Source organism: Corynebacterium glyciniphilum AJ 3170, assembly GCF_007673095.1.
Classification (GTDB): domain Bacteria; phylum Actinomycetota; class Actinomycetes; order Mycobacteriales; family Mycobacteriaceae; genus Corynebacterium.
In genome coordinates this window covers 365,419-381,856 of the sequence record NZ_VDYZ01000001.1, presented here as the reverse complement: position 1 = coordinate 381,856, position 16,438 = coordinate 365,419, and the positions used below count along the sequence as shown (strand labels likewise).

General features: G+C 66.8%; 13 protein-coding genes and 1 riboswitch. Of the genes, 3 read left to right on the top strand and 10 right to left on the bottom strand.

Annotated elements, in window-relative coordinates; all coding sequences use genetic code 11:
* Positions 1 to 72: 72 nt before the first annotated feature.
* The gene (gndA, locus tag FS507_RS01810; RefSeq protein WP_145941104.1) at positions 73 to 1,521 is read right to left on the bottom strand and encodes an NADP-dependent phosphogluconate dehydrogenase; all 1,449 of its coding nucleotides are present in this window, start codon (positions 1,519 to 1,521) and stop codon (positions 73 to 75) included.
* Between the two features lie 131 nt (positions 1,522 to 1,652).
* Between gndA and FS507_RS01805 the strand changes: the two genes are divergently transcribed.
* On the top strand, positions 1,653 to 2,159 hold the full coding sequence (locus tag FS507_RS01805; protein ID WP_186314508.1) for a PaaI family thioesterase: 507 nt from the start codon (positions 1,653 to 1,655) through the stop codon (positions 2,157 to 2,159).
* Positions 2,160 to 2,172: 13 nt separating this feature from the next.
* Here FS507_RS01805 and FS507_RS01800 read toward each other — a convergent pair whose 3' ends face one another.
* From FS507_RS01800 to FS507_RS01785, 4 genes are all read right to left on the bottom strand, one after another.
* Entirely contained in the window at positions 2,173 to 3,732 is a 1,560-nt protein-coding gene (locus FS507_RS01800) for a bifunctional hydroxymethylpyrimidine kinase/phosphomethylpyrimidine kinase (RefSeq protein ID WP_145941103.1), read from the bottom strand.
* Positions 3,729 to 4,445 carry a thiamine phosphate synthase gene (gene thiE, locus FS507_RS01795; RefSeq protein WP_145941102.1) on the bottom strand — a complete coding sequence of 239 codons (717 nt, stop codon included), beginning with the start codon at positions 4,443 to 4,445 and terminating at the stop codon, positions 3,729 to 3,731. Before thiE ends, FS507_RS01800 begins: the two co-directional genes overlap by 4 nt.
* Positions 4,442 to 5,284, bottom strand: a complete 843-nt coding sequence (thiM, locus tag FS507_RS01790; RefSeq protein WP_145941172.1) for a hydroxyethylthiazole kinase — start codon at positions 5,282 to 5,284, stop codon at positions 4,442 to 4,444. Before thiM ends, thiE begins: the two co-directional genes overlap by 4 nt.
* Positions 5,285 to 5,294: 10 nt before the next feature.
* Positions 5,295 to 5,390: riboswitch (TPP riboswitch) on the bottom strand.
* Between the two features lie 99 nt (positions 5,391 to 5,489).
* Positions 5,490 to 6,917 (bottom strand): NAD(P)/FAD-dependent oxidoreductase, encoded by a 1,428-nt coding sequence (locus FS507_RS01785; RefSeq protein WP_145941101.1) that lies wholly within the window; start codon positions 6,915 to 6,917, stop codon positions 5,490 to 5,492.
* 337 nt (positions 6,918 to 7,254) lie between these two features.
* Between FS507_RS01785 and FS507_RS01780 the strand changes: the two genes are divergently transcribed.
* Positions 7,255 to 8,577 carry a class I SAM-dependent methyltransferase gene (locus FS507_RS01780; RefSeq protein ID WP_260853101.1) on the top strand — a complete coding sequence of 441 codons (1,323 nt, stop codon included), beginning with the start codon at positions 7,255 to 7,257 and terminating at the stop codon, positions 8,575 to 8,577.
* 3 nt (positions 8,578 to 8,580) lie between these two features.
* Here the strand turns inward: FS507_RS01780 and FS507_RS01775 are convergent, their stop codons facing one another.
* A complete protein-coding gene (locus FS507_RS01775) occupies positions 8,581 to 9,957 on the bottom strand; it encodes an MFS transporter (RefSeq protein WP_145941099.1) in 1,377 nt (458 codons plus the stop codon).
* A gap of 151 nt (positions 9,958 to 10,108) precedes the next feature.
* Between FS507_RS01775 and FS507_RS01770 the strand changes: the two genes are divergently transcribed.
* Complete coding sequence (locus tag FS507_RS01770) at positions 10,109 to 11,812, top strand: FAD-binding dehydrogenase (protein WP_145941098.1); 1,704 nt, start codon at positions 10,109 to 10,111, stop codon at positions 11,810 to 11,812.
* On the opposite strand, the gene FS507_RS01765 is transcribed toward FS507_RS01770, so the two are convergent.
* The 4 genes from FS507_RS01765 to thiD all read right to left on the bottom strand — a co-directional run bounded on the left by FS507_RS01765 (position 11,809) and on the right by thiD (position 16,289).
* The gene (locus FS507_RS01765; RefSeq protein ID WP_145941097.1) at positions 11,809 to 12,318 is read right to left on the bottom strand and encodes a phosphoribosyltransferase; all 510 of its coding nucleotides are present in this window, start codon (positions 12,316 to 12,318) and stop codon (positions 11,809 to 11,811) included. The genes FS507_RS01770 and FS507_RS01765 overlap by 4 nt on opposite strands.
* 41 nt (positions 12,319 to 12,359) lie before the next feature.
* Complete coding sequence (locus tag FS507_RS01760; protein WP_260853100.1) at positions 12,360 to 14,216, bottom strand: BCCT family transporter; 1,857 nt, start codon at positions 14,214 to 14,216, stop codon at positions 12,360 to 12,362.
* 214 nt (positions 14,217 to 14,430) lie between these two features.
* Positions 14,431 to 15,489, bottom strand: coding sequence for an FUSC family protein (locus FS507_RS01755; protein WP_222121373.1), 1,059 nt, complete (start codon positions 15,487 to 15,489; stop codon positions 14,431 to 14,433).
* The gene (gene thiD, locus FS507_RS01750) at positions 15,486 to 16,289 is read right to left on the bottom strand and encodes a bifunctional hydroxymethylpyrimidine kinase/phosphomethylpyrimidine kinase (RefSeq protein WP_145941095.1); all 804 of its coding nucleotides are present in this window, start codon (positions 16,287 to 16,289) and stop codon (positions 15,486 to 15,488) included. Before thiD ends, FS507_RS01755 begins: the two co-directional genes overlap by 4 nt.
* Positions 16,290 to 16,438 lie beyond the last annotated feature (149 nt).

The window sequence follows — 16,438 nt, the reverse complement described above, 5'->3', positions numbered from 1 at the left end:
GACGACCTTGCGGCGCCGGTTCTGACCACCGGCGTTGGTGCTGCGCCGTCCTTCTTGTTGACCTGACACGGGTTACGCTTCCACCTCGCTGCGGTCTGCGGACCAGAGGGTGTGGAAGTGCCCGGCGCGGTCGGTGCGCTCGTAGGTGTGTGCACCGAAGAAGTCGCGCTGTCCCTGGATAAGCGCGGCGGGCAGTCGCTCAGAGCGCAGGGAGTCGTAGTAGGACAGTGAGGAGGCGAACACCGGGATGGGCAGTCCGAGCTGGGTGGAGGCGACGACAACGCGCCGCCAGGAGTCCACCAGGGTGCCGACCTCGTTGTTGAAGTACGGGTCGAGGAGCAGGGACTGGACGTTCGCGTCGGTGTTGTAGGCGTCCACGATGCGGTTGAGGAACTTTGCACGGATGATGCATCCGCCACGCCAGATGGTCGCGAGGTCGCGGGGGTCCACGTCCCAGCCGTGCTCGTCGGAGCCTGCCTTGATCTCGTCGAAGCCCTGGGCGTAGGCGACCAGCTTGGAGGCGTACAGGGCGCGTCGGACGTCCTCGACGAAGTCGTCCTTCGAGACATCGAGGGTCTCCAGCGTGGTGAGCTCACCGGCGGGGAGGTTGCCGGTGGTTGCCGCACGCTGTTCGCGCGCACCGGACAGTGCCCGGGCGAAGACGGCTTCACCGATGCCGGTGGTGGGGATGCCCAGGTCGAGGGCCGCCTTGACGGTCCAGCGGCCGGTACCCTTCTGGCCGGCGGCGTCGACAATGACGTCGATCAGTGGCTTCCCGGTCTCGGCGTCGGTCTGGGAGAGGACCTCCGCGGTGATCTCGATGAGGTAGGAGTCGAGGTCGCCGTCGTTCCACGTGCGGAAGATCTGCGCGATCTCGGCGGGCTCGATACCCGCGCCGTAGCGCAGCAGGTGGTAGGCCTCGCCGATGACCTGCATATCGGCGTACTCGATGCCGTTGTGGACCATCTTGACGAAGTGACCGGCTCCGTCGGGGCCGATGTGGGTGCAGCACGGTGTGCCGTCGACCTTGGCGGAGATGTCTTCGAGCAGGGGGCCGAGGGACTTGTAGGACTCGGCCGGCCCGCCGGGCATGATGGCCGGACCGTTGAGCGCGCCTTCCTCGCCGCCGGAGATCCCGGCACCGACGAAGTGCAGGCCCCGCTCGGACATCTCTGCTTCGCGGCGGATGGTGTCCGTGTAGAGGGCGTTTCCACCGTCGATGATGATGTCGCCGGGCTCCATGGCGTCGGCGAGCTGGGAGATCACGGTGTCGGTGGCGGGGCCGGCCTGCACCATGATCAGGGCGCGACGCGGGCGTTCCAGGGAGGCGACGAACTCGTCGATGGAGGTGGAGGGCACGAAGCTGCCGGTGGTTCCGAACTCGGCCATGAACGCGTCCGTTTTTGCGGCGGTGCGGTTGTAGACGGCAACGCTGTGGCCGTGGTCGGCGAAGTTCCGGGCGATGTTGGAGCCCATCACTGCGAGGCCGACAACGCCGATCTGTGCGGGGGATTCTGTCATGGTGCACCATGATAGCCCCCTCCGGACCAACTCCGCCCGCTGCGGGCCGCCTGTCGCTAGACTCGCCGGAATACGTGACATACGTGCATTTCGTGCATTACAGACATGACGGACATGAGGAGTAACAGGCGATGACGCAGACTGAGGGACGGACAGGTATGGAAGACGGCGCCCTGGACCGGATGCTGGAACTGATGACGTCCGCGAGTACGGGGGAGCTCACCGAGGCACAGACAGCGGAGCTCTCGGGTATCTTCGAGTCGTCGATCCCGTCCCTGGATCGTACGCTGGGGCTGCGGTACGTCGAATTCGTTCCCGAGGTGGTCGTGGAGCTGACCGTCACCACCGACCACGTGCAGCCCTGGGGAATCACCAACGGTGGTGTCTACGCGACGATGGGGGAGTCCGCGGGGTCTTTCGCCGGATTCATCGCCGGTGGCGGGGGCATGGTGATGGGGACCACCAATGCGACGAACTTTCTGCGCCCCTCCACGCCGGGCGACGTCATCCGGTCCACCGCCCACGCCGTACACACCGGTCGGACCAGTCAGCTCTGGCGCATCGACCATGTCAACGCCGCCTCGGGGAAGTTGTGCGCCACCACTGAACTGCGCACCGTGGTGGTGCCGCGCCAGTAAGGTCAGCGCCCGCTCAGCGTCGGTGTGCCTGGTCGAAGAATTCGACCTCCCACCGGGCGGCGTCGAGGAACGCCCGTGCTGCCTCGGCGCGCTGCCGGGGGCCGGCGGTCTCGAAGGCGTCTTCGACGAGGGCGACAGCCTGCCGGACGCTGCCGGTGAAGTCGTCGCCGGAGTAGGTGTCCAGCCAGGCGGCGTAGGGGTTGTCAGGGGTGGACTGAGCAGCGAGTTCCAGGCCGACTTCCGCGTAGAGCCAGTAGCACGGAAGTACGGCGGCGGCACCGACGACATGGTCGCGGGACTGCACACAGCGCATCAGGTGTGAGGTGTAGGACGACGTGACGTGGGACGGTGCTGCGGGGGTCGCGTCCCCCAGCCAGGTGCGGTGCAGTGACGCCTCTTCCTCGAGGCATTCGACGGCGCCGCGGACCCAGAAGAGGGCGGAGACGGGATCGGGGGCGGTGGCTCCCAGCGCGGCGAGGGCGGGGGAGTACTGCGACAGGTAGACCGCGTCCTGGGCGAGGTAGAAGTTGAAGTCGTCGGTGGCCAGGGTGCCGGTCCCCAGATCCGTGATGAACGGCAGTGTGGTGACGGTCCGGAGAAGGGGTGCCTGTGCCTGCCACAGGGCGGCCGTCCATGGCCCGGCGGCCGGGATCCGGGCGTCCACCTGGGTATCGTCTCCTACGGCGCCTACCGCGGCGAGGTCGGCCGGGGTAGCGAGGAGGTGGGGTACGGATGCGGTCAGGTGCCACGGCGTGGTGTCGGCGGCCTGGGACAGTCGCCGGGCACGGTGGGTGTGGTCCACCGGTCCGTTGCCGGTCCCGACATGCAGGTCGTCGGCGTGGCGGATGGCCTCGGACAGCCACCTGCTGGACCACCGGAGTGCGGCGGCGGGGTCGGCTCCACCGGCGATCCGCGTGGCCAGTGCCGAGGACAGGGAGCACCCGGTGCCGTGGGTGTTGTGGGTGACGACGCGGGGAACCGGGACTGTGGTGACCTGTCCGTCCGGTGAGACGACCGCATTGTCGGCGGTGGGGCCGGAGAGGTGACCGCCCTTGACGATGACGGTCGTCTGCAGGTCCGCGGCGAGCGTGCGCCCCTGCTCCAGTGCCTCGTCCAGCGTGGTGGCGGTCGCCGTGCCGCCGAGGACGGCGAGTTCGGCGAGGTTCGGTGTGATCACGTCCACCGTCCGGCACAGGTCGCGGAGGGCGGCTTCGGCGTCTTCCGTGAGGAGACGGTCGCCGCTGGTGGCCACCATCACCGGGTCGACGACGCTGACCGGCACCGGGTGGTCGGCGAGGTAGTCGGTGACGGTGCGGGTGATCTCCGCGGTGCCGAGCATCCCGATCTTGACGGCGTCGACCGTCACGTCGTCGAAGACGGCGTCGAGCTGGGCGACCAGGAAGTCGGTGTCGGGGGTGTGGACCTGCCGCACGCCGTGGGTGTTCTGGGCGACGAGGGCGGTGACAACGCTCATGGCGAAACCACCCGCAGCCCCGATGGACTTGATGTCGGCCTGAGCACCGGCGCCACCGGTGGGGTCGGTGCCGGCGATGCTGAGTACTCGGGGGATCATGCGGGGTCCTCTACAGCGGTGGGGGTGAGTGGTCGGGGGCACAGTGAGCGCAGTTCGCGGGCGGCTGCGGCGGGGTCGTCGGCAGTCATGACAGCCGAGACCACGCAGATGCCCGCCACGGCGGTGCGTCCCAGTGCTGCGGCATTACCGGCGTTGACATGTCCGATGGCGACGGAGGGGATGCCGAGCTCGAGGGCGTGTGCGGCGAGGTCGTCGACGCTGCCGGGCCCGGTGACACCGAGGGCACGCCCGGTGTCTGTCTTGGTGTCGGTGAGGTCCACCGGCCCGAGCCCCAGAATGTCCGGAGGTCGGACACCGTCACGCATGAGGTGCTCGATGTCCAGGATCTGGGCGTGGTCGTCGACGGACAGCCCGATCATCAGATCGTCGGGGAGCATTGAGCGGGCGGTGCGGAAGTCGACGTCGTCCTGGCCGATATGCAGGTGCAGTCCGAGGCTGCGGGCGGTGTCGATCCTGTCGTTGACGAACAGGGGGACGCCGGTGCCGGCGAGAGCGGCGGCCAGCTCTGCGGCACGGGCCGTGAAGGCGTCGTCGTCAAGGGCCTTGTCCCTGAGCTGGACGACGCTCACTCCTCCGCCGAGCGCCTTGCTGACGATGCCTGTCACGGCGTCGCGCCCGCCGCCGAGGACGGGATCAGTGACGAGGTAGAGCCCCCAGTCGACCTGGGTTACTGTGCGGCGGCTCAGCGTCATCCGGCCGTCTCCTCAGTGGTCTCCTCGACCGAGACCAACCCGGGAATCACCGAGGGGTCCTCCGCGACGGTGTCGAGGGCATCGAGCCAGGCGACGGCGAAACTGCCCGGGCCCCTCCGGTGGCCGTCATGGTCCCTCGCCGCGAGTGTGCCGGCCGCACCGACGTGGGCGTGCGCGGCGAGGACGGCATCGTGGTCGGTCAGGCCGCCCGACCCGGTGCGGGCGGCGCCGAGGTATGCGGCGGTGAGGGCCCCGAGAGAGCAGCCGGTGCCGATGACACGTTGCATCATCGGGTCGCCCGACGTCAGCCAGCTGGCACGGGTGGTGGACACGATGAGGTCCCGGGGGCCGGAGACGGCGATGACGCCGTCGGTGCGTTTCGCCAGTGACCGGGCGGCCTGCAGTGCGGTATCGACCTCGTCAGTGGAGTCCACGCCACGTCCACCGCCTCCTTCGACCCCACCGTCAAGGGCGATCACCTCGGAGGCGTTGCCGCGCACCGCGGCGGGGTGACGGGTGACGATGTCACGGCTGAACTCGGTGCGCGCGGCCGGTCCACCGCAGGCGACGGGGTCGAGGACCCAGGGGGTGTGCGCGGCGGTCGCGCCGCGCACGGCTTCACCCATGGCGGAGTACTGGGCCGCGGTGGGGCTGCCGGTATTGACCAGTAGCCCGGAGGCGATTGCCGCGAAGTCGGCGGCCTCTTCCGGAGTGTCGACCATGGCCGGGGCGGCACCTGCGGCGAGCAGGGCGTTGGCGGTGATCTGAGGGACGACCTGGTTGGTGATGCACTGCACCAGGGGAGCGTGCTGACGCAGGTCGTGGACGGCATGGACGATGGTGGTGAGCGTGTCTGACACGGACCATCCCTTCGCTAGTTCGAACTAGAGCAGGTTCAACGGGTGTGTTCTCAGCGCGTGTCTTCGCGCACCCCGTGTCTCGTGTGGTCCAGCCTACCGTGTGTGGCTGTGCAGAAAAGCCTGACCCCGGGCACATCCGTGGTGAGGGGGTGCCCGGGGTCTCCGGCGGGAAGCGGCGTCGTGACTAGTCGGACACGGCGCGGGTGTCGCGACCGTCGCCGAACTTCAGGTTGTCCCGGACCTCGATGGACCGGATGTTCTGCTCGTCCTCGAGGGTACGCAGCTTGCGCAGGGCGTTACGGGCGTGCAGCTGCTGACGGGTGGCCACCAGGTGCCACCGGTTGGCGGACAGCGTGTTCAGGCCCCAGCTGTAGGCGGCGACGAAGCGGTTGCGGAAGCCGACCATGAACATCAGGTGCACGGCGAGCCACATGAACCAGCCGATCGGGCCGGAGATCTCGGCCTTGTCGAGCTTGACCACGGCATTGAAACGGGACACGATCGCCATGGTCCCCTTGTCGAAGTACTTGAAGTCGGGGCGTTCGGTGCGGCCCTCCTCGACTTCGGCGCGGATGACCGAGGCCGCGTGCTCACCACCCTGAATGGCAACCTGGGCCAGGCCCGGGAGCTTGTCCAGGCTCATCATGTCGCCGATGACGAAGATCTCCTTGTGGTCCCCCACGGAGAGATCCTTGTTCACCGGGACACGGCCGGCGCGGTCAGCCTCGACACCGTCGATCTGGTCGGCGATGTGCTTACCCAGCGGGCTCGCCGCGACGCCGGCGGACCAGATCTTGCAGTACGCGGCGACGGTGGTCTCTTCGTCGGTCTTCATGTTCTTCCAGGTGACACCGTCGCGGTCGACGTTGGTCACCAGCGAGTCGGTGACGACCTCGACCCCGAGCTTCTCGAGCGTCTTCTGCGCCTTGCGACCGAGCTTCTTGCCGAAGGGGGGCAGCACCTGGGGGCCGCCGTCGACCAGCAGGATGCGGGTCTGCTCGGTGTCGGTGCGCCGGAACTCGTTGCGCAGGGTGCGGTGGGCCATCTCGGCCAGCTGGCCGGCGAGCTCCACACCGGTGGGGCCGGCACCCACGATGACGAAAGTAAGCTGACGGGCCTTCTCGGCGGGGTCGTCGGTGATCTCGGCGCGCTCGAAGGCGCCCGTGATGCGGGCGCGGAGCTCGAGGGCGTCGTCGATGCTCTTCATGCCCGGGGCGAACTCGGCGAAGTGGTCGTTGCCGAAGTAGGACTGGCTGGCGCCGGCGGCGACGATGAGGGAGTCGTACTGCAGGACGACGTCCTTACCACCCAGGTCAGCAGTGATGATCTTGTCGTCGACATCGACGTCACGGACTTCGGCCTTGATGACCCGTGCGTTGTTCTGCTTCCGCAGGATCTGGCGGATCGTCGGGGCGATCTCGCCGGAGGAGAGCACGCCGGTGGCCACCTGGTACAGCAACGGCTGGAAGAGGTGGTGGTTCGTGCGGTCGATGATGGTCACGTCGACGTCGGCGCCGGCGAACTTCTTGGCGGCGAACAGCCCGCCGAAGCCTGCGCCGATGATGACGACATGGTGACGGCCCGAAGGCCGGAAGGGGGTGACGGTTGTCATATCAGCGATACTCCTCGTTCTGCGGTGACTGGGAGGGCGCTCGTCGGTGTCGGCGCCGGTGGTCACCACGTGTTCTCTCTGCGTTGTGTCAGTTGTGTCGTTAGCACTGCTGCGTGTTCTACAGGGGGTCGGTGGACGCCGGTGTAGTGTCGTCAGCCGACGGACCTCCCGGTCGCGTCGGACCTGAGTGCCCATACTAGTGCCTGTCGTCGATCTCCTCATCACGCGGGCAGGATGCGGTCAGCTCTCGCCGAGCCCGTTTCTGTTTCGGGTGCAGCCGGGGGTGAATGGTAGTTTTTGTCGGAAACGCATGATACCAGCGAGGACGGAGGCAGAGGTGGCACCACCTGTCGACGACGGCCGTCGCCGTCGCGACCCGCGGGACGGTCGGGAGTCCTACGTCGACCCCGAGCGCTGGCCGGGGGTGGCACGTCTGCCCGAAGCACCGTTTCTCGGACGGCGGGCGGTCAACCTGCAACAACGTCTGGAGGACCTCACCCAGGAGCACGGGGTGGCACTGACGCCGGGGGCGACCCCCCGGTTCGTGGTGGATGACGGACTGGTCCTCGACCGTGTCGTCGACTCGGGGTGGCTCGGACTCGCCGAGGGGTACATGGCGGGGGAGTGGACCGCCGAGCCTCTGCCGGACGTTCTGGGGGTGCTGTTGACCCAGCCGTTGGAAGGCGGGTTCGGTCGGACGCTGTCCCGACGGCGCCGGCGGGTGTCCGGACATGTGCGTGCCGGTGATCTCCCCGACAGTCTGGTGGACATCTACGCCGGGCGCTACCGTGCCACCGGGTCAGCACTCTTCGCCTCCGGGACCCGGACATCCGAGGTGGAGAACCCGGAGCAGGACGGTCATCATCCCGCGGTGACGGTCCGCTACTTCGATGCCCCGACGGACCCGGAACTCGTCGACCGGGCCGACCTGGACTCGGCGCAACGCCACCGCATCAACGCCATGCTCGACGAAGCACAGGTCGGCCCGGGCCACCGGGTCCTGGAGCTGCCGTCCTCCGGTGGTGCACTCCCGGTCATGGCGGCCCAACGGGGCGCGCATGTCGACGTGTTGACCTCGGACGTCGAGCATGCGGAACGGGTCAGGGCCTATGCGCATGATGCCGGCGTCGGTGGTGCCGTGCGTGTGCAGACGATTCGCGGGCCGGTCCCCTCACCCCGGCAGTGGTCGGGTACCTACGACGCGATCTTCAGCGTGGAACGCATGGAGACCCTCGGCGACGACGGCACCATCCACTTCCTCCGGGCCGTCGAGCGCATGCTGGCGTCCGACGGGATCGCGGTGATCCAGTCGGTGGTGCGTGTGCCGGATTCCGGCCTGCCGGACGAGACTGTCGGTGAGAGTCTCGACGTGATGCGCGCCTATGTGTGGCCCGCCGTCGAGTACCCCACCGCCGAGCACGTGCTCTCGCGCGCGAACCGGGCGGGCCTCCGTCTCACGGCACGCAACCGGATGGGTTCGCACTACGCGACCACGCTGGCACTGTGGCGCTCGGCGTTCAACTCCCGGGAGCGTGCCGCAGCTGCGGCGGGCTTCGACGCCGTCTACCGACGGCTGTGGAACTACCAGTTCGCACTGCACGAGGCGCTCGCCCGCGCCGGAGCACTGGACTGCGAGCAGTTCGTGTTCCGTCGGTTCTGAGGTCTACACGGTGTAGAGGTCGGTGTCCCTGGTCTCCGGCATCAGACGGATGGCCACCAGGCTGATCAGCACGACGACGGCCAGGTAGACGCCGACTGCCCAGGGGCCGTAGGTGGTGGCCAGCGCCACGGCGATGAACGGCGCGACGGCCGCACCGAGGATGGACGAGACGTTGTAGGAGATTCCGGAGCCGGTGTAGCGCACATTGGTGGGGAACATCTCCGGGAGGACGGCGGACATGGAGCCGAAAATCAGGCCCATCAGAAACATGCCGATGCCGAGGAAGATGCCGGCCTTGACCTCACCGGAGGTCGCCGGGTCGAGGAACGCCTGGAAGGCACAGGAGTACGCCAGCACCAGGACGGAGACCACGGTGAGGTAGCGGCGGCGACCCACGGTGTCGGACAGGTAGCCGGCGAGGGGGATGCCGATGACGAAGAACAGCACGGTGATCAGCTGGATGACGAGGAAGTGGTTGTAGGGGATCCCCAGCCCTTCACCGGCGTCGCGGTCACCGATACCGAAGGAGAGGAACCAGGTCGTCACCAGGTAGAACAGGGTGTAGGTCGAGACCATCACGAAGGTGCCGAGCAGGACCGGGCGCCAGGCGGTGCGGAAGACCTCGAGGGTGGGGACCTTGACGTCCTCGCCCTTGTCCAGCGTGTCCTGGAAGACCGGGGTTTCCTCGAGCTTGAAGCGCACGTAGAGCCCGATGATCACCATCACCGAGGACAGCAGGAACGGCACCCGCCATCCCCAGGTCATGAACGCGCCGCCGGGCTCGCCGTGGGTGTGGTCCATCCCCAGGACGAGGATGAGGAACAGGCCGTTGGCCAGGATGAAGCCGAAGGGGGCGCCGAGCTGAGGCCACATCGCGGCACGGGCGCGCTTGCCTTCCTCGGCGTTTTCGGTGGCCAGGAGTGCGGCTCCGGACCATTCCCCGCCGAGTCCGAGTCCCTGGCAGAAGCGCATCAGCGCGAGGAGTGCCGGTGCCCACAGGCCGATCTGCTCGTAGGTCGGGAGCAGGCCGATGATGAAGGTGGCGATGCCCATGGTCAGCAGGGCGCCGATCAGCGTGGCTTTGCGTCCGACCCGGTCGCCGAAGTGCCCGAAGAGCACTGAGCCGACCGGGCGGGCGACGAAGGCCAGGCCGAAGGTGGCGAGGGAGGCGAGAAGGCCGACGGTGGAGTTCTCGTTCTCCGGGAAGAAGAGGTGCGGGAAGACGATGATCGCGGCCGTGGCGTAGGCGTAGAAGTCGTAGAACTCGATCGTCGTGCCGATCGTCGAAGCGAAGATCACCCGGCTCTTCTTGTTGCCGGTCGTCTGCGCGGTAGTGGTCTCCGGCGGTGGGCCGGAATGATCGGTGAGGGGTGTGGTCATGGCGTGGCTGCGAGTCTCTCTTCGGGAACGTGGATGTGTCTGCAGGACGGTGTGGAAAACTACCCTTCCCACACAACGAACGCAACTGTCCGCTGTGTGGGATATCTCGCTTGTGCGCCCGCCGGGTCTGTAGCACCTAGACTCCTTTTGTATGGGAGAGAGTCGAGGAAGTACAGACAGCACCGTGATCATCGTCGGGGCCGGCCTCGCCGGCCTCGTCGCAGCCTATGAGGCGGAGAAGGCAGGACGGGAGGTGCTCGTTCTCGACCAGGAGAACCGTGCCAATCTCGGAGGTCAGGCCTACTGGTCGCTCGGCGGGCTCTTCTACGTCGGCAGCCCGGAACAGAAGTTCATGGGGATCCACGATTCCGAGGATCTGGCCTGGCGCGACTGGCGGAACTCTGCAGGCTACGACGAGTCCGACAATGACCGTTGGCCACGGGAGTGGGGCCGGGCGTACGTCCACTTCGCAGCGACGGAGAAACGTGACTACCTGCGCGGCCTCGGGCTCAACGTCCTGCCGACGGTGGGGTGGGCGGAACGGGGCAGCGGGAACGCTTCCGGGCACGGGAATTCGGTGCCACGGTTCCACCTGACCTGGGGTACCGGGCCGGAGGTCGTCCGTGTCTTCCGGGAGCCACTGCTTGACGCGGAGCGGCGGGGCACGGTCCGCTTCGCGTTCCGCCACCGGGTCGACGAACTGATCGTCGACGACGGCGCAGTGGTCGGCGTACGGGGGAGCATTCTGGCCCCCTGCGATGACCTGGGGCGGGGTGTCGCCTCATCGCGCGATGTGGTGGACACCTTCGAGTACCGCGGCGCGGCGGTGGCTGTCACCTCGGGTGGTATCGGAGGCAACCTCGACCTGGTGCGTCGTTCGTGGCCGACAGAGCGGTGGGGGGAGTGTCCCACTGACCTGGTGGCAGGGGTGCCGGCGCACGTCGACGGACGGATGATCGGCATTTCGACCGCCGCCGGTGCGACGACGGTCAACACCGACCGGATGTGGCACTACACCGAGGGAATGGCCAACTGGGACCCGATCTGGCCCGATCACGGGATCCGCATCATCCCTGGCCCCAGCACCCTGTGGTTCGATGCGGCGGGGCAACGACTGCCCACCAACATCTTCCCCGGCTCCGACAACCTCGCCTCACTGGAGCACATCGGACGCACCGGACACGGCTACAGCTGGTTCGTCCTCGACCAGACCATCGCCGACAAGGAGTTCATCTTCTCCGGGTCCGAGCAGAACCCTGACCTCACCGACAAGTCCCTGCGCAAGCTGCTCGGCAAGGTCGGCCCAGGAACGCACGTCGCGGTACGTAACTTCATGGACCACGGCGAGGACTGGGTCATCGCCGACGACCTGGAGTCGCTCGTGGAGGGGATGAACAACCTGACGGACGACTCCGCACCGGTGATCGACGCAGCGGAACTCCGCGGGCAGATCGAGGACCGCGACAGTCAGCTCGACAACAAATTCTCGAAGGACGCCCAGGTCAACTATCTGGGGACGGCACGTCAGTTCCTCGGCGACAAGATCGTGCGGGCCGCGAAACCGCACAAGATCCTCGACCCGGCCCACGGTCCGCTGATCGCTGTGCGACTGCGGATGGTGACACGTAAGACCCTCGGAGGGATCCAGACTGACCTGTCAGGCAGGTGTCTGCGGTCGGACGGCACCGTCCTCCCGGGGCTGTACGCTGCCGGTGAGGTAGCCGGTTTCGGCGGTGGCGGCATGCACGGGAAGAACGCGCTGGAGGGCACGTTCCTCGGCGGCTGCATCCACAGCGGCAAGCGCGTCGGAGAGGCGCTGGGCAGAGCCGGAAACAGGACACCAGGCGGCAGCTAGGAGGCCTCGCCGCCGGTCGGGGCCCCGGTAGGCGTGATGACCGGGAAATCCGACCAGGGGAAGTCGATCCACTGGTCGGTCTTCTTCCACACGTAGTCCGGCTTGATGATCGAACGCGACTTCTCGTAGATCACCGCGGTGCGCGCTTCAGCGACGGTCTCGGCACAGTACTCCTGGACCAGCTCCAGGGTCTTGCCGGAATCGGCGACGTCGTCGGCGATGAGGACCTTCATGCCGGACAGGTCGACGGCCTCAGGGGTCGGGGGAAGCATCACCGGCTGGTCCAGGGTCTCACCGACGCCGGTGTAGAACTCCACGTTGATCACCGAGACGTTCTTGATACCCATCGCGTAGCCGAGGGCCCCACCGATGAGAAGCCCGCCACGGGCGATGGAGAGGATCAGGTCGGGCTTGTAGTCGTCCACGACCGTCTGTGCCAGCTCCTTGATGGCGGTGCCGAAGAGGTCGTAGGTGAGGATCTCGCGTTCAGTGCTCGTGGGGCTCATAGCTTCTCATCGTATCGTGTGCGGCACGCGGACCGGACAGGCTAGTCCCGGTTACGTTCCGGAGTCGCCGGATCGCCGTCCGCGTCCTCGTCGCCGACGTCATCGGCACGCCTGTCCGGCGTCCACCCGTCAGCCCATTCCCCGGAGCCGTAGTCGTAGCCGACGTCATTGCCGTCTTCGTCGGTGCGCCGGTACCAGTCGGTGACCTTCTCCGCGGTGGAATCGAAGTGGGCTCCCGCGCCTGCGCCTCCCTCGGTCCGGGAGACGGAGAGTTCGAAATCGTCGCCGTGTTCCTGCATCCCCTTGACCACGGCGTTCTGGATGGCGGAGCGTGCGTAGTCGCGCCGGATCGCCGCCGGGTCAGTGGAGAGGTCTTTCACGAATGCGACAGCAAGAACGATGAGCACCACAGAGAAAGGTATGGCGATGAGAATCGTGAGGTTCTGCAGTCCGGTCAGAGCGGTTTCACCGCCGGTGAGCAGCATGACCACCGCGACACCCATCATGCACAGGCCCCAGAAGACAACCACAAGCTTTCTCGGGGACGGGTTGCCCTTCTCGGACAGCGTCCCCATCACCAGGGACGCGGAGTCTGCCGAGGTGATGAAGAAAACGGCGAGGACGAACACGATGATGAACGGGGTGATCGAATTCAACGGCAGATTGTCGAACAGGGCGAACAACACCTGTTCGGGAGAGGAGTCGCCGTCAACACCTTCTCGACCGTCCCGGAAGAAACTGATCGCGGTACCGCCGAAGATCGTGAAGGCGAGGATCAGGATGAATGTCGGTGCCAGAGTCGTCACCAGTGCGAATTCACGGATCGTCCGACCACGGGAGATCCTGGCGATGAACAAGCCGACGAAGGGCGTCCAGGCGATCCACCAGGCCCAGTAGAACGCGGTCCACACCGACTGGAACTCCAGCGTGTCATCACCCCAGGACAGCGACCTGCTCATCATGTCGAGCATGTTGTCGGCGTAGGCCATGATGCCCGAGGGCACCAGGTTCAGCAGGAACAGTGTCGGCCCGAGGATGAAGGTGAACAACACCAGACCGAGCGTCAGGCTGATGTTGAGGTTGGACAGGTACCGGATACCGCGGGCGGCACCGGATACGGCACTGAGGATGAAGCAGAGGGTCAGTACGGCGATGATCATGATCAACACCGTGTTGGTGATGCGCGAGGCGCCCGAGACGATCTGGATGCCCTCGCTGATCTGCAGTGCAGAAAGCCCCAGGGTCGCAGCGGTGCCGAAGAGGGTGGCGATGATCGCCATCATGTCCACGAGCCTGCCCGCGATGCCGGAGCTCTGTCGCTCTCCGAACAGTGAGCGGAACGCCGAGCTGAACAGTGACACCCGTCCGCGGCGGTAGGAGCTGTAGGCCAGGGCACCACCGACCATGGCGTAGAGGCCCCAGATGGCCAGACCCCAGTGGAAGTGGGCCTGTGCCAGGCCACGGTGCAGAGCTTCGGGGGTCTCCGGGTCGGTGGTGTGCGGCGGCGGGTCCATGTAGTAGGTCAACGGTTCGGATGGCCCGAAGAAGAAGATGCCCACACCGAGACCGGCACCGAACATCATGGCGATCCAGGCGAACCGTGAGAACTCGGGCTTCTCGTCGTCGGTGCCCAGTTTGATCCGCCCGAACCGCGAGAACGCGAGATAGAGCATGAGGACGACGGCGGAGACCATCACCGCGTTGAGAAGCCAGCCGACGTTCTTGATCGCCCAGGCGAACATCGTCGAGGACACGTCGGACACCGATGAAGGACTGGTGACGCCCCAGGCGATGAAAGAGAGGATGAGCACCGCGGTGATGAAGAACACCACCTTGTCCAGACCGAAGCGGTTACGCTGGTCGTCGACACTGATGCCCGGTACAAGTCCCGGGTGCATGTCGTCCGGGTAACGCCCTGGCTCTGACGCAGGGGATGGGGTGGGAGAGTCGACGACGGGCGTGTGCCCGTCGGGCGACGTGGGTTCCGGGGATTCCGGCACGGAGTCTTTCCGTTCTCCGACCGGGGTTGCTGGGCAGTGGTGCCGGACGGGGTAGGTGTCAGTTCGCCGGGTCATGTTACGGGACGTGTTCCGGAAAAGTGGAAGAGTCCGTTCAGCGGGTCCGTCGTGCGATCGCCACGGAGGACAGGACCACGGCGATACCGACCACCGATCCGATCACCGTTTCGGCGATACGGGCCCCCAGCAGCGTCCCGACAGGTTGCGGATGAGCGAGGAAGACCATGAGCAGTGCCAGGGGCGTGATGAACACCAGCGCCAGGGAGTAGTTCCGCAGGACGAAAAGCTCGGCGAGGAATTGCATCACCACGACCCAGACGATGATCTGCCACGGTTGGCTGGGAAACGACAACAGGAACGCCGCCACACCCACTCCCAGGACCGTGCCGACGATGCGGTGCAGCCCACGCTCCACCTGCTGGCGGTGCCGGGGCGCAGAAAGGGGCACGACGGCGGCAACCTGGGCCCAGTACGGCGAGGCGATGCCGGTGAATGAAGCGATGGCACCGCCGAGCAGCGCGGCGACACCGTAGCGGCTGAACTGCCGGACTTTCTCGGCCCGCGGGAACGTCGGGGGAGAAGGGACGTGGGCCCGGGTGTTGGCTTCACCGGTCCACCGCGACAGATAGCTCAGCAGAATGCACCAGGACGCCGACGCCGCGGCGATGGCCAGAGCGACCCACGGGGACGCGGTGACCGGCGCGGAGGCGACGGCGGTGCTGGCGAAAACAGTGAACACCGCGCCGGAGGGCTTCAGGTCCCGCACCATGATCACCGTCGCTGTCACGGCGGCGACGAAGGCACCGGCCACGACGGTGACGACGGCATGGGTCGCGTCAGCCCAGTTCACTGCCAGCCGGGCGATCAGTGCCCCAAGCCCCACACACGCGGTGAGCATGGCGCCGACGAGGACCTGCTGACGCACCCGGGTGCGGGTCGGGGTGTACCGGCCGTAGATTGAGGTGAACGCTCCGAATGAGGCGAACAACGACCATTCGATCCGGTCGGTGAGCAGCAGGACGACGACCGGCACGGCCAACGACAGCGCCACACGGACCGCCGGCACCAGATCGGCCTGCGCAGGCCCGAGCGTGAGCATGCTGCGGGCTGTCGCCCTGACTGAGGCGCGTGACGGCCGTAGCGGGTGGCTCAAGCCCCCTGCCACACGGTGTCGAAGGGGGTGTTGGCGGTGACCCGGTGCTCGATACCGCGGGTGACCAGGTCCTTGGCACGCTGAACGGCTTCGACGATATCCGTCCCCTTGGCCAGCTCGGCGGTCAGCGCAGCGGCTACGGTGCAGCCGGCACCGGAGACCCGTTGCTCACCGATCTTCGGGGCGCTGAAGCGGGTGATCTTCTCGCCGTCCCACAGCACGTCCACGGCGTCGTCGCCGGGAAGTTCGACTCCGCCCTTGGCCAGGACGTAAGGGACATGTTCACCGATACGCCGGGCAGCTTCCTCGAGGTCCTCGACGGTCTCGATGTTCGCCATGCCTGACAGGGTCTGGGATTCGAAGACGTTCGGCGTCACTACCGTCGCCAGCGGCAGGATCTTCTCCCGCAGGGCGTTGTCGGTGTCCAACGCCGCGCCGGGCTCCTGGCCCTTGCAGATCAGGACGGGGTCGACGACGAGGTTCTTCCAGCTGCGCTCGGCGAGCTTCTCGGCGACGACGTCGATGGTCTGGGGGGTTCCCAGCATCCCGACCTTCGCCGTATCCATCGCCTCGACCGGGTGGGTGGCCAGAGCCGCCTCGAACTGCTCGGCGATGATGTCGGGGTCCACCGGGTGGAAGCGGTGACCCCAGTTGTTGTTCGGGTCGAAGGCGACGATGCAGCTCAGTGCACCGACACCGTAGGTACCCAGTTGCTGGAAGGTCTTCAGGTCGACCTGGATGCCGGCGCCGCCGGTGGCTTCGGAGCCCGCGATGACGAATGCGATGGGAGGTGTGTTCATGGAGACCATGGTAAGGGAGGGTTCCTGGTCTATGGCAGCGTGGGTTTCGTAGTACGAAGGACGATCAGTCAGTGGGCGACTTCTCGACGGGGAACGTAAGCCTCAGGGCGTACTCGGATATCGCACCCCATAATTTGCTAATGTTCATA